Origin of the sequence: Aureimonas jatrophae, from assembly GCF_900104035.1 — a bacterium.
GTDB classification, from domain to species: Bacteria; Pseudomonadota; Alphaproteobacteria; order Rhizobiales; family Rhizobiaceae; genus Aureimonas; species Aureimonas jatrophae.
Genome location: NZ_FNIT01000002.1, coordinates 240,383 through 253,484, shown reverse-complemented (window position 1 = coordinate 253,484; position 13,102 = coordinate 240,383). Strand labels below are relative to the sequence as shown.

Sequence of the window (13,102 nt, the reverse complement as noted above, 5' to 3'; positions counted from 1 at the left end):
GCTCGCGTCCTTCACATACCATCACCCCTCATGGCAGACGGCTACCGGTTCCATCAACCCGAGGAGACGGGGAGTGCCCTTGCATCCCGGCACGAGGCGACGACATGAGGCCGGACGGTTGAAAACCGGGCCTCGTCCGCGTCGATCCTTGCGCCGTTGTTGCAGGGTTCGGCAAAGTATGGCTCCTGCCGCAGAAGCCAATCCCGGGAACGGTCGATGAAATCCGTGTCGCAGCCCTCCGGCCTCGCCGAGACGTCCCGCCAGCGCCCGCAACGCATGGGCGACTTGGCGACGCTGCCCGTCTTCTTCGACCTCAAGGGCCAGCGCGTCGTCATGAGCGGCGGATCCGACGCCGCGGCCTGGAAGGCGGAACTCCTGGCAGCATCCGGCGCGTTGGTCGACCTGTACGGCCCGGCCGACGAGATCGGCGAGGAGATGCGCACCGTCCTCGCCCTGCCCTTTCCCGATGGCCGGATCCGCCACCATGACCGCTCCTGGAGCCTCGACGTCTTCGCGGGCGCCGCGCTGGCCGTCGCCGACTGCGAGAGCGACAGCGAGGCCCAAGCCTTCTTCTGCGCCGCGCGGGCGGCTGGCGTGCCGGTCAACGTCATCGACAAGCCGCGCTTCTGCCAGTTCCGCTTCGGGACGATCGTCAACCGCTCGCCGGTGGTGGTCGGCATCTCGACCGATGGCGCCGCGCCGATCCTCGGCCAGGCGATCCGCCGCCGCATCGAGACGCTGTTGCCCGCCACCCTCACCGGCTGGGCGCGCATGGCGGCGCGCGTGCGGGCCGAGGTGATGGATCGTCTGGCGCCCGGTCCCGCGCGCCGCACCTTCTGGGAGCGCTTCTCGGACGACGCCTTCACGCGCCGCCTTCCGGATGCGGAGGCGGAAGCCGACGCGCGCCGTTTCGTGCAGGACCTCGCCAACCGCCCGCAGGCCGGCGGGCGCGTGACGCTGGTGGGGGCCGGGCCGGGCGATGCGGAGCTTCTGACGCTGAAGGCCGTGCGCGCGCTCCAGGCCGCCGACGTGATCCTGTTCGACGACCTCGTGTCGGACGACATCCTGGAGCTTGCCCGGCGCGAGGCCAAGCGCATGCTGGTCGGCAAGCGCGCCGCGCGCGAGAGCTGCCGCCAGGAGGACATCAACCGCCTGATGGTGCAGTTCGCGCAGGCAGGCAAGCACGTGGTGCGCCTGAAGTCGGGCGACGTCTCGGTGTTCGGGCGCTCGGGCGAGGAGATCGCCGAACTGCGCGCGAAAGGCATCCCGGTCGCGATCGTGCCCGGCATCACCGCCGCCTCGGCGCTGGCGGCCGGCTTCGGCGTCTCGCTGACCCACCGTGACCGCGCCCAGTCCGTGCGCTTCGTGACGGGCCATTCGCAGAAGGGCGACCTGCCGGAGCAGACCGACTGGCGGGCGCTTGCCGACGACCACGCCACCACGATCTTCTACATGGGCGGACGCATGGCGCCGCGCATCGCCGCCGAGTTGATGGCTCACGGCCTGCCGCCGGAAACGCCGGTGGCGGTCGCAGCCTCGATCTCGCGGCCCGACGAGACGCGCGCGGTGGGTCGCCTGGATGAACTCGGCGCGATCGTCGCGCGGATCGGCGTCGACCGTCCGATCCTGATCGGCGTCGGCCGGGTGTTCGGCGACGTCGAGGCCGCGGCTCTCGTCGGGCACGGCGAAATCGACCGGGGCGAGGCACCGAGCTCGCGCCTGTCGGATCGCGCGGCCGGCTGAAGCACGGCGCGGCGACGTCCGGTCAGCCGAGCCCCCAGTCAGCCGAGCGCGCGGCCCGCCGCCAGAAGTCGCTGGAGACCCGACTCCACGGTCGGCAGATCGAACCCCTCGTCCAGCGAGACCGCTAGGAGGGCGGAGCCGTCGCGCGTCACGCCCGTATGGAGGAACTGGCCCGTGGTCGGATCCGGCCCGGCCATCTGCAGAAGGCGCTCCTCGCCGGCGTCGCCGAGCTGGACGTTGCGCGCCAGGCTCATCACCACCCGCTCCGACCCTTCCGCCGCGGTGAAGGTGACCAGTCCGGACTGACGGAAGGCGAAGGAATAGCTGCCGTCGGGCGAGGCCGGAAGCGGCAGGCCGAGCTGCGCGGCAAAGGCCGCGATCGTGTCCCGGCTGGCGGTCGACAGCGTCATGCCGCGCCCCGCTGCGACTCGGCCTGCCACGCCGCCTCTTCGGCGTTCACCAGTTCCTCGTTCATGGCCCCGAGCGCCGCGCTCTGCTGAAGGCGGGCCTGAGGCGAGGGCATGATCTCGTCGGACAGCTGGCGGTGCATGTCGTGCAGGCCGTTGGCGAAGGCGACCTGCGTGGAAAGCGCGCATTGCGCATAGGGTTGGAGGAGCTGCCGCGCATCGCCGGAACTGGCGGACGGGCGCGAGGCGTAGGAGAGCATCAGGCCCGCGATGTCCAGCGCGGCTCCCGACTGGCACGTCCGGCACTTCACGACAGGCTTCATCGCCTCCTGGCGGCTCTCGCGCGCACGGCAAGCCGGACACTTGGTCTTGGAATAGTCGGTTGGCTGGTCGTTGGGCTGCAGAAGCCGATCGGTGGTTCGCGCGAGATCCTCGGCCATCTCCAGCGTGGTCGACATCTTCTTCAGCTTGCCGAGTTCGGTGAGAAGCCCGTGCAGGTGCACCGGATCGGCCGAGGGGCCGGTGGCGGCCAGATCCCGACCCGCCGCCTCCATGAAGGACGCGACGATCTCGTCGAAGTTCTTGAGCGGGTCGAAGGCGCGGAACGCGTCGAACAGGCGGCCCATGTCGGGCGTCTCGCGGGCCATCTGCCGGTAGGCGTCGCGAAACAGGGCCGGGTCGGTCTCCATCGTCGCGCTGGCGCGCGCGGCGACCTCGGCGGCCGCAAAGCCCGCCCGTACGTCACGGCCCAGGTCGCCGCGTCCGTAGGCGGCATGCGCCTGGTCGAGCAGAGCCTGGAAGGCCTCGTCCGCGCCGCTTGCGGCGAAGAAGTCGCGCGCGATCTCCAGCGCGGCGAACTGGTGGGTCGAGTCGGGATCGAAGCGCTGCAGGAGACGCAGCACGTCCTCGGCGGTGGCCGATCCGCCGCCGCCTCCGCCTCCGCCCCCTTGCAGGAACTCCTGCATGCGGGTCAGATCTTCCACAAGACCCTGCAGCTCGCTCTCGCGCGGCATGTCGGGCAGCTTATCGTAGTAGTCGGCGATGCGCGCGATGGCCTCGAGGTTGGCACCCTGACCCTGCCGCACCTGGCGCTGTCCAAGCGTCTTCTTGTCGGCGCGATGCGCCACCGACATGCCGATCTCCTCCTTGGCGTCTTCAAGCTTGGAGGCTTCCGAAGACGTCTCGACCACCTCGCCGCGATAGTTGCCCTGCACGGCCCGCATGACCTCCGCGCCGACCGGCGAGGTCGCGCTGAGTGCGGCGACGTTCTGGCGGGTGGTCTCGATGGCTCCGGCCATGGCTTTGTCTCCTGAAAGGCGGCCTCGACACGAAAAAGGCCGGCGCAGGGCACCGGCCTCATCCTATCAGGCGACGTCACCGCGGCGCGAGCGCCCGATCCCGGGGCACTGTGCCGAACGAGACCATCAGGCCACGTTGCGGGCGATCGACTTCAGCGTGTCGGCGACCGACTTCAACATGTTGGTGCGCAGGTTCGAGACCGCCGACCAGGTGTTCATCGCCATCTGCATGGCGAACATCTTCTCGGTATCGGACAGGTTGGCGTTCTTCTCGATCGCCCGGATGTCGTCCTCGATCTTCGACATCTGGTCGCCGAGTTCCTTCTGGCGCCAGATCAGGTCGAAGCCGTCACGGTTGACATACTTGCCGTCGGTCGCGAGATCCGCGCCGGTCCGGGGCTGACGGTAGAGATCCGCGGTCGCGCCCGCGCCCCAGGTGGCGGTATTGCTCATCGATCCATTCCCCCAAAGAAAGAAGATCGGCGGGGCTCTTGAACATCCGGCGTCGATCGTGCGCTCATCGCTACCATGACAACCCTGGCGTGATCAAGCGCCCGTGCCAGCTGTTGCAACCTTGCGTAAGTACCGGGCGCGGCACCGGCCTGCATCTTCGCTCTCACGTCTTGGCGAAGATGGTCGAGGCGCTCCGCGTGACGACGTGCCTCTGCGGAACCTTCCGGTCCCAACAGCCGCTCGGCCAGGTCGTTCATCGCCACCGGCGACGCATCGTCGGACATCACAGGCCCTCCTCCAGCCAGAGCGCCTCGAGGCGCGGTCGGTTGACGATCAGGATCGCACGATCGCGCACCGCAATCCATCCGGACCGCTCCCAGGACTTCAACGCCCGGTTGACGTTGGAGCGGGCACCCCGCGCCATCATGCCGAGGTCGCTCTGGGTGACGAAGGCGCCCACCATCGGCACCTGGCGGCCCTCGAAGGGCACGGTCGAGCCGAGGTCGTCGCACAGGCGCAGCAACGCCTGCGACAAACGCCCGTTCAGCGTCTTCAGACCGAGCGAGCGCGTGAGCGCGATATAGGAGCGGTAGCGGCGGGCCACGGTGCGACCGAGCGCGAGTGCCATCTCGCCGCCCTGCGCATCGAGATCGCGAAGCTCAGCCGCAGGCACGCGGAACACCGAGGACGTGCCGACGGTCGTCGCCATGTCATGATGCGTGCCGCCCGCAAAGACGCCGAGCTCGCCGAAGCTGTCGCCCGGCGGCAGGATCGCGAACAGGACCGCCGAGCCGTCCTCCAGAAGGTAGGACAAGCGAACGTGGCCCGAGCGAACGAAGTACAGATGGTCTGCGGCGTCGTCCTGAAGGTAGATGAACTCGTTGGGCCCATAGAGGCGCACGCTGCCGATCTGCGAGAGGCGCGAGGCGACGACGGGCGACAGGGCGGAAAATTCCGAGCCCTGCCGGAAGCCGATCCGCTCGCGCGCGGTGCCGGGCGGGCGAGAAACGTTCACGAGCCCAACGGGCGCATCGCCCGTCGCGCATGCGAACGCCAGTTCGGCTTCTCTCCCATGGGCGCTTCGAAGTCCCCACCCGTTCGCGGCCGCTTACCCGCCGCTGCGGCTTTACCTTAAGTCATTTTGCGCGCCAAGCGTGCAATCCATGCTAGTGAGCGACCGGGGAACCGCGTATAGGTTTCCTGAACGTGACGATCCGTATCCCCACCCGCCCGGCGGGTCGCGACATGATGTCGTGGAAAGAGGGACTGCGAGACGGGGGGCTTCATGACCGACGCGGCCGGCGATCCCATTATCCTCAAGATCCTGACCGGCGTTCAGTCGGGCGTGGACGTCTTTCTGGTGGACGGCGAGTACCTCCTCGGATCGGGCGACGACGACGACATCCAGATCTTCGACGTCAGCCTCCTGCCCGGCCACGTGAAGCTGCGCGTCGGGAACGGCAAGGTCACGCTGGCGGGCGGCGCGGGTGCCGCGCGCACCCAGACCGGCGTCCAGCTCGCCGCCGACGGGGAGCCCGTGGAACTCGAACCGCTCGACGTCGTATGGGTCGGCACGACGCGCTTCACCACGGGGCTCGCGAGCGCGAACTGGTCCTCGCTCGGCGAGGGCGAGACGCCGACTCCCGTGAAGGTCCGGCGTCCGGGCCTGCGCCTTCGGCGCGGTCGCGCGACCGATGGCGGGCAGCCCACCGAGCGGCGTCCCGCCGCGATACGTTGGGGTCTCCCGATCGCAGCCGGCATCGCCGTGGTGGCGATCGGCGCGGCGGCCGTGTCCACGATGGGCGTCGGTCCGGGCGCGGCCGGTGCCCAGCCGCAAAGCCGGCCGACGCTCGAGCGCGTGGAGACCGCGTTGCGCGCCCTGCCGTTCGCGCGCGACGTTGCGGCCCGCCAGGAGGTCGACGGCGCGGTGTTCGTGACCGGCTTCGTCGAGACGCCGGCGGAGCGGCGCGCCGTCCTGCAGGACGTGCGCACCGCCGACGAGGCGGCGCGCGTGCGCGTCGGCGTCCTGGAGTCGATGCGCGCCGAGATCGCGCAACTCCTGAAAAGCGAGGCGGCCGGCGTCGACTTCACGCTGTCGAACCGCGCCGAGGCGACGCTGACCGGTACCGTGCTCGACCCCGCCGAGGCGCAGCGCATCACGGGGCTCGTGGAAAGCAGCATCATCGGCCTGCAGAAGGTCTCGTCCGAGATCCGCACGCGCGACACGCTGCTGGTCGACATCCAAACCCTGGCGGATCGATCCGGGATCGCGCCGCTGACCCTTCTGCGCCTCGACGGCTCGCTCGCCGAGATCAGCGGCGTGCTTCCGTCCGAGAAGGTGGATAGCTGGGTCGGTTTCCTGCAAGCCTATTCCAGTCAGTACGCCAAGCTCATCGCCCTGCGTTCGCTCGTGCAGCTCCAGAACCCCGACGGCTCGCTGCGTCCCGCGCCCGGCGGCCCGGCGCTGGTCCTGGGTGATGCTCCCCTGGCGGCCGGCGACGTGCGCATGGATCCCGACCGGCTGGTTGCCGGCGATTACAGGCTGGAAGACGTCTTCGCCAACCGGGCCGCGGCGGTGCCGGACGCCGCGACCCTGGCGCAACCCGCCAGCGGACGCCCGCTCGACCTCGCCTCGGTGATCGAAGGCGGCGGCCCCGTCGAGCCCGGCCGCGCCGTGCGCCGCATCGGCACGCCGTTCCTGGAAGACGCGTCCAACGCAGGCGGCGCACAGACGGCCGCCGCACGGGCCGTTTCCGCTGACGCGATCGCGGAGCAGTCCGCCACCGCCGCGTCGCAGGCCACCCCGCGCCTCGTCGCCGCCGAACCCACGGATCCCGGTCAGATCAACAACAAGGCGGTGCGCGACCTGATCGGCGCCTGGAGCTCCAAGGGCATGCCCGGTGTCGGCGACGGCCCGCGCATCGGCCGCGCGCTGGAAGCGCTGCGCCTCGCCCGCCCCGAGACGACGCTCGAGGAGCGCTATGCGCCGATCCAGCGGCGCGAGGATGCCGAACCGCGATCGGCCTGCTGGCGCGGCGCCGAGATCACCACCGAGAACGTGTCCGGCGTCCTGTTCTGGCTCGACCTCCTATCGGTGAGTTCCGACCTGACACTGCAGAGCGTGGCGGTGGAAACGCGGCCGCTGGTCTTGGAGGCGGCGCTGAACCCGAGCCGCGTCGACGACTGCGCGTCGCGCGCCGGGCTGTCGGTCGATTCGGTCTACCTCGACGAGGTGACGCGCAACCCCGACTTCGTGAACTTCATCACGCGGGACCTGGCGCGCTACGACCTCGACATCGCCGGTGCGAACCTCGGCAGCGTCAACCGCTTCGTGCAGCTGCGCGGCGGGCGCAAGCTCCACGAGGGCGCCGCCCCCGACCGCAACAGCCGCATCGCCAGCGTCGGCGAACTCGGCGTCGCGGTCGCGCGCGGCGAGGACGTCTCGGCTGTGATCTTCGGCACGAACGTCAACTGGATCGTGCGGTAGGAACCGGTCGGCCGGGAAGCCATGCCCGCGCTTCGGGTCCCCGCACGGGTGGTCCCGCACGCCATCCGGTGGGTATCCGACCGGCGCCCTGCCCCGCTTCGCAGCACGAGGTCCTATGACGAACACACTCGCCGACCTGATGAACGAGATCGGACCGCTCGACGACGCGATCGATTCCGTCACGGTTCTTGGGGACGCTCGCTGGATCGTCCGCTTTCCGGAACTGGACGTCGAGATCGAGGCGGACGAGGCGACGGGGCGCGTCATGCTGTCCACGGTGCTCGCGCCGGCGCCCGCCGACCGCCGGGGTGATGTCTACGAGACGCTTCTGCTCTACAACCTCGCCTGGCGCGAGACGGGCGGCGTGCGCATGGCGCTAAACGGCGCGGACGGGCCGGTCGTGCAGATCGCCGACGTGCCGATGCAGGATCTGAGCGCGCGCCTCCTGGTGACCGTGGCGCGCAACCTCGTGCGACGCGGCGCGATCTGGACGCAGTTCCTGCTCGGGCGCGTTCCGCCCGCGGCCCCCGCACGTCCTTCCCCGCCCGACCCGTCCGAGATCGCGCACTTCCTGCGCCTTTGACCGCCCGCCCCTTCGAACCGCCCCTCAACGCAAGGTGTTTCCTATGAGCCAGATTCGCAGCGGCGCGACGCTCAACGTCTCGACCAGCACCATACAGGAAGCCCAGAACTTCCTGTCCAAAGCCGCGGATGATCGCAAGAATATCTATGGCCGGCAGGACAGCAGGACCGGAGAGATCACGCTCTACGCCAAGTCCGGCACTTCGACGCGCCATCTCATCCGCGACAAGACCAGCCAGGCCATGGCCGGCCTGCGGGGCCAGACCGGCGCCTCAGCCTCGCACTTCACCACGAAGCAGGCGCTCGGGCGCGAGGGCGTCCAAAAGCTTCTCGAGCGCGCGCTGCAGCCCGGGACGATGGGCGGATCGTCGACCCTTCCCCAGCGCGGCATCGATGAACTCTTCAAGGCGCTGACCGCGCATGTCGAGGGCAACGGCTCGGCGCTGCGGGCGGCTGATCTAGCGGCCTCGATGCCGACGCTCGACCGTCTGGCCGTGGTGCGCGGCGCCGCCCAGACCCTTCACGCCGCAGCCTCGGAGCCCAAAGGCGCAAGGATCTCCGACATCGGTGCTGCAGCGATCCGGGAGGGGGCCGACGCGCTACGCGCTGCGCTTGTCGCCGGTCGCCAGCCCACGGGGGCCGATCTGGCGGACGCGCTAAGGGGCGGCTTCGCCGCGCAGCATCCCGACCGGGCCGACCAGATGTCCTTGATGCTGCGCTCGCGCGGAGACCTGAAGGAGGGCGTCGCGAGCGAGGTCCGGGCCGAACTAGACCGCATCATGCCCGGCCATGGTTTGACGGCCGACCAGATCGGCGCGCTGGCCAACGAGGCGGTTGACATCGTCGGCGCCGAGGCGTGCGGCGTACGGGCGGTACCCGGAAGCGAGACGCAGGTCAAAGGCCCGAGGTTTCGGGACAACAACGGCGTTGAACAGGACATAACGTTCACGATCCCAGCGTTCACGCAGGGCGACAAGACCTTTTCGCCGCAGAACTACGTCACGGCCGGCGGCTTCGGCCATATCCTGACCATGCGGGAGCCGGGCGGCGCCCAGCTCATCATGAAGGTTCCGATCGTTCGCAACGAGAACTCGGACCAGACGCTGTCGCCGACGCCCGAGCACATGAACAAGGCCCGGCAGGCCGCGCGCACGGAGATCGAGAACCACCTACGCGCGGAGGGCAGCGGGCACGACAACGTCCTTCGGATGGTCGGCGCGATGGAGTTGCCGGACGGCAACATCGGCATCCTCCTCGAATATGCAGACGGTGGGTCGGTGGACGACCTTCAGAACGCCATGAACGACCCGAGCATCCGTGCGAGCCCAGGCATGAACGTGCAGAGCGGACAGGTCAGCGACGCCGACGTCGAGACCATGACGCTGACGGTGGCTCACGAGATGCTTCTTGGGCTGCACCACCTTCACGAAACGCAGAACGTGACGAGCACGGACAGCAAGCACGCCAACACGCTTCTGGTAAGCCAGGGCACAGCCGACAACGGCCTGCCCATCATGGCCGTCAAGCTCAGCGACTTCGGAACGCTGGCGCCGGGCAGCCGGTCGGTACCGCTCTCGCAGGCCAACCCCATCGACTCCCCCGCCTACATGGCACCCGAGTTCGATGTCGCCCAAACGCAGTTGAGGCGCGAACAGGGGACGCAGCAACGTGATCTCAAGAACGACATCCTGCCCCATCTCGACGGACGCATCCAGAATCAAGAGGGTGACATGCTGTTCGACGCGATCGGAGAGGCGGCGGGTCGCAACGCCAGCACCGCCACGATCAGCGAGAAGGTGGACATATGGGGGACCGGCGTTTCCCTGGTCAACATGATGAGTGGTCAGAACGTCGATCCGAACGCGCTGGCCGCCTTCGCCGGATCGCCGGCCGACGCGATCCAGCCCGGCGTAAACGGTGCGGTGGCGCCGGGCGCCCTGTTCACGTCGTTTGCCGCCAGCCCAGCGACGATCAACTTCATGAACGATTTGATGCGCGGCTCGCCGGACCAGCGGCTCGACGCCTTCGCCGCACTGAGGCACCCGGCGCTCCGTCAGGCCGGCGTCGTCAGCAACGAGAGCAAGGTGCTGATCGGCACCGTCAACGAGATGCGCAACGCGCTGCGTTCGAACGATCCGAACCGCATCGCGCAGGCGCGGGCCAACGTCGATCTGGCGCGCGCGGAACTTGATGCCAAGCGTCAGGCCATAGCCCAGCCCTTCGTCCCGCCCGCCTTCCGTACTTCGGTCAGCCTACCCGCACCGCCGCTCGCAGCCAGCAATCCACCGTCCCCCCTTGGGGTGCCGGCCAACCCGGCACCCCAAGGGAATAGCCTGCGACGCGAGATAGACGATCTGATCTCCGCCGTGCGTTCGGGCGACAAGCAGTCGATCTCGGCTGCCTCGCTGGCTCTCAGCGAAGGCATCGACCTTCACAAGGGTCCGGTGCCGGCCATCCCCACAGGGCAATCGTAGGGCTGTAGGGGTGGATCTCCTGCCGCGCTGCCGGGCGCGGCGGCCTCTTGTCCCCGGAACCGAACGGCCGCCGCCGCGACGCCCATCGCTCGCGCTGGATTGAGCAAACAGGTCCAGCGCGATCGACTCCCGGTTGGCAGTCGGCGCCTTCACCCTCAGGGCTTCACCACGATCGCCTCGCGCGGCACGCCCCCGCCGTCCACCTGCGCCGAGCGCAGGAGGCGGGTGATGTTCTCGAGTTCGTTCGAGGTGCGCGTGACGCGCGGCGTGATGAGCACGAGGAGCTCGTTACGCCGGGCTTCCTTGGTCTTCTGACGGAACAGGTTGCCGATCACCGGCAGGTCGGCGGCCACCGGCACATCGGTGCGGGAATTCTCGACGCGGTCCTGGATCAGTCCACCGAGCAGCACCGTGCGTCCCGACTGGACGAGGATCTGGCTCTGAAGGTCGCGCGTCGCGATGGTGGGCGTCAGGTCCTGCGACTGGCTGCTGCCGACCGGGGTCGAAACGGACTGGCTGATCTGCAGGTCGACCGAGTTGTTGGCGTGGATCTGAGGGGTGATCTCCATCACGACGCCCGTGTCCACGACCTGGATCTCGCGCGTGACCGTGATGTTGCCGAGGTTGTTGGAGGACTGGGTGGCGGTGGCGAACGGGATCTGGTCGCCGATCACGAGACGCGCCGTGCGCTTGTTGAGAACGGTGAGGTAGGGCGAGGACACGACCTTGACGTTGGTCACCTCGCGCAGCGCCGTCAGCACGGCGTTGACGCTGATGTTGCCGATCGTGCCCGAGAAACCGACGATCCCGCCGTTGGTCGGGGACACGGCGGAGGGGATGCCCGAGCCCGCCCCGATGCCGTTGGACTCGAGGAAGAACTGGACGCCGCGCTCCAGCCGGTCGTTGAGACCCACCTCGATCACGGTCGCTTCGATCACGACCTGCGCTTCGGGCACGTCGAGCGCCTGAACGATCTCGCGGATCTGGTTGTAGATGCGGTAGCTCGAGTAGACGAGCAGCGTGTTGGTGCGCGTGTCGGGAACGATGCGGATCTCTCCGGCGGTCGGCTGCGCGACCTGGGGGGTAGTTCCCTGCGAGACCCCGCCGCCCTGGATCGCGGCCCCCTCGCCGGCTTCCACGTCCTGGCCGGCGGCGACGCGCCCCCCGGTCGTTCCGTCCCCCTGCACCACGCCGCTTGGTCCGGGCGAGACGCCGATGGCCGGCGGAGGCGCCAGCGTCGTGCCGGTTCCCGTGTCGAGATCGCCATCGGACAACGGCCCCTCGCCCGCGCCCGGCAGACGCGCACGCGGAAAGAGCCGGCTGTTGGGGCTGGAGCGCTTCACGTCGGTAAGCGCGGCGCGTTGCTCGGCGCGGTTGCTGCCGGCCGGCGTCTCGACGCCGGAACCGAAGACGCGGCTCACCTGAGGCGCGATCTCCTCGGCGCGAAGATGCGTGAGGGGAATGACGCGCAGGGACGAGACGTCGGTGGTGGAACGATCGAGCTGCTGCACCAGGAGGCGGAGGCCGTTCATCTGCTGCGGGTCGGGCGTTCCCACGAGCAGCGCGCGCTGCGCCTCGAGCGGCAGAACCGTGACCGGCGGCTCGTCGCCGCGGATCGTCGAAGCGTAGAAGGCGGTCACCCGCTCGGCGATGGCGGTCGGCTCGCTCTGGCTGAGCGGCAGGATCGCCACCGTGCCGTCGCCGACCGCCGACTGCGAGATGGTGCGCAGGAGGCGCTCCACGCCGTCCGCGTCGTCGGGCGAGGCGCGTAGCACCACGGTGTTGGGCGAGGACGAGGTCTGAAGCACGACGCCGCCCGGCACCAGGGCGTTGCCGAGCTGGACGACCTGCGCGGCATTGCCCTTGCCGAGCTTGACGATGCGCGTCACGTCCTCGCCCGCCGCACCGATCGCGGCGTTCGCGACGAGACCCTGGATCACGGCCGCCGAGCCGACATGGTAGACGCCGTTGATGTTGCGGATCACGAGGTCGTTGCGGGCCAGGAGGTCGCGCACGACGTCGATGACGCGGCTCTTGGGGATCGGGGTCTCGGTGCGGAAGGTGATCGTGCCGGGAAGGTTGTCGGGCGCCACGTAGTTCAGACCCAGGGCGCCGCCCAGCAACTGCTGCAGGACGAAGTTGACGCTGGCGTTCTGGAAGTCGACGGTGATGCGCTCGTTGGGATCGAAGCCGGTCGTGTTGCTGGTCTTGAGCTCGTTAAGGTCCTGGGTGAGCTGGACGGTGTTGGGCGCGTACTCGACGCGCTGCGGTCCGACAAAGCCGGTGAAAGGCTGCGCCGTGCGCGCGACGCCCGCGGCGTTGATCGCGCGCACGTCCACCACGGGGCCACGCCGTTCCGGCGCGCCGTTCTCTAGGCGCGGCTGGCCGCTCGGCCCGGCCACGTCCTCGACGGCGCCAAGGCCCGATCCGTTGCATCCTGTCAGAGCGAGAAGCGCAAGGCCGGAGACGGCGGTCAGGACGCGGCCTGGGGCGGCGGGGTGAGGAGGTATCGGGGCAGTCTTCACAGGTCCGTCACCTCCGCCAGAGAAATACGAGTCTGGCGGAAGGGGGATGCGGGACCCGATCCTTGCCGGAACGTCGAAACTTTCTATCAGAGCGCGAGCAGCTCGTACCAGCATCTCGCGCCCCGTCATCAAC

At 69.2% G+C, this 13,102-nt stretch carries 10 protein-coding genes; 4 read left to right on the top strand and 6 right to left on the bottom strand.

Annotated elements, in window-relative coordinates; all coding sequences use genetic code 11:
* Positions 1-216 precede the first annotated feature (216 nt).
* Complete coding sequence (gene cysG / locus BLQ76_RS05625) at positions 217-1,743, top strand: siroheme synthase CysG (protein ID WP_244519490.1); 1,527 nt, start codon at positions 217-219, stop codon at positions 1,741-1,743.
* Positions 1,744-1,781: 38 nt separating this feature from the next.
* On the opposite strand, the gene BLQ76_RS05620 is transcribed toward cysG, so the two are convergent.
* The 5 genes from BLQ76_RS05620 to BLQ76_RS05605 all read right to left on the bottom strand — a co-directional run bounded on the left by BLQ76_RS05620 (position 1,782) and on the right by BLQ76_RS05605 (position 4,916).
* On the bottom strand, positions 1,782-2,153 hold the full coding sequence (locus BLQ76_RS05620) for a type III secretion system chaperone family protein (RefSeq protein WP_139183938.1): 372 nt from the start codon (positions 2,151-2,153) through the stop codon (positions 1,782-1,784).
* Complete coding sequence (locus BLQ76_RS05615; protein ID WP_090670240.1) at positions 2,150-3,448, bottom strand: HrpJ domain-containing protein; 1,299 nt, start codon at positions 3,446-3,448, stop codon at positions 2,150-2,152. The genes BLQ76_RS05620 and BLQ76_RS05615 overlap by 4 nt, the downstream gene beginning before the upstream one ends.
* Before the next feature lie 126 nt (positions 3,449-3,574).
* Positions 3,575-3,901, bottom strand: a complete 327-nt coding sequence (locus BLQ76_RS05610) for an EscF/YscF/HrpA family type III secretion system needle major subunit (protein ID WP_090670237.1) — start codon at positions 3,899-3,901, stop codon at positions 3,575-3,577.
* On the bottom strand, positions 3,898-4,185 hold the full coding sequence (locus BLQ76_RS21645; protein WP_170842488.1) for an EscE/YscE/SsaE family type III secretion system needle protein co-chaperone: 288 nt from the start codon (positions 4,183-4,185) through the stop codon (positions 3,898-3,900). The genes BLQ76_RS05610 and BLQ76_RS21645 overlap by 4 nt, the downstream gene beginning before the upstream one ends.
* Entirely contained in the window at positions 4,185-4,916 is a 732-nt protein-coding gene (locus BLQ76_RS05605) for a Crp/Fnr family transcriptional regulator (protein WP_090670234.1), read from the bottom strand. Before BLQ76_RS05605 ends, BLQ76_RS21645 begins: the two co-directional genes overlap by 1 nt.
* 270 nt (positions 4,917-5,186) lie before the next feature.
* Here BLQ76_RS05605 and BLQ76_RS05600 point away from each other — a divergent pair, with 270 nt between their 5' ends.
* The 3 genes from BLQ76_RS05600 (at position 5,187) to BLQ76_RS05590 (ending at position 10,444) form a co-directional block, all read left to right on the top strand.
* The gene (locus tag BLQ76_RS05600; protein WP_090670231.1) at positions 5,187-7,388 is read left to right on the top strand and encodes a BON domain-containing protein; all 2,202 of its coding nucleotides are present in this window, start codon (positions 5,187-5,189) and stop codon (positions 7,386-7,388) included.
* 115 nt (positions 7,389-7,503) lie between these two features.
* Positions 7,504-7,971 carry a type III secretion system chaperone gene (locus BLQ76_RS05595; protein WP_090670228.1) on the top strand — a complete coding sequence of 156 codons (468 nt, stop codon included), beginning with the start codon at positions 7,504-7,506 and terminating at the stop codon, positions 7,969-7,971.
* A 43-nt stretch (positions 7,972-8,014) separates the two neighbouring features.
* Positions 8,015-10,444, top strand: a complete 2,430-nt coding sequence (locus BLQ76_RS05590) for a protein kinase domain-containing protein (RefSeq protein ID WP_090670225.1) — start codon at positions 8,015-8,017, stop codon at positions 10,442-10,444.
* Between the two features lie 155 nt (positions 10,445-10,599).
* On the opposite strand, the gene BLQ76_RS05585 is transcribed toward BLQ76_RS05590, so the two are convergent.
* A complete protein-coding gene (locus tag BLQ76_RS05585; RefSeq protein WP_170842487.1) occupies positions 10,600-12,969 on the bottom strand; it encodes a secretin N-terminal domain-containing protein in 2,370 nt (789 codons plus the stop codon).
* Between the last annotated feature and the right edge of the window lie 133 nt (positions 12,970-13,102).

Bases quoted from the DNA above. Each gene is read 5' to 3' on its own strand.
- BLQ76_RS05615 (WP_090670240.1), bottom strand. From the start codon at position 3,448: ATGGCCGGAGCCATCGAGACCACCCGCCAGAACGTCGCCGCACTCAGC.
- BLQ76_RS05590 (WP_090670225.1), top strand. From the start codon at position 8,015: ATGAGCCAGATTCGCAGCGGCGCGACGCTCAACGTCTCGACCAGCACC.
- BLQ76_RS05595 (WP_090670228.1), top strand. From the start codon at position 7,504: ATGACGAACACACTCGCCGACCTGATGAACGAGATCGGACCGCTCGAC.
- BLQ76_RS05600 (WP_090670231.1), top strand. From the start codon at position 5,187: ATGACCGACGCGGCCGGCGATCCCATTATCCTCAAGATCCTGACCGGC.
- BLQ76_RS05620 (WP_139183938.1), bottom strand. From the start codon at position 2,153: ATGACGCTGTCGACCGCCAGCCGGGACACGATCGCGGCCTTTGCCGCG.
- cysG (WP_244519490.1), top strand. From the start codon at position 217: ATGAAATCCGTGTCGCAGCCCTCCGGCCTCGCCGAGACGTCCCGCCAG.
- BLQ76_RS21645 (WP_170842488.1), bottom strand. From the start codon at position 4,185: ATGTCCGACGATGCGTCGCCGGTGGCGATGAACGACCTGGCCGAGCGG.
- BLQ76_RS05610 (WP_090670237.1), bottom strand. From the start codon at position 3,901: ATGAGCAATACCGCCACCTGGGGCGCGGGCGCGACCGCGGATCTCTAC.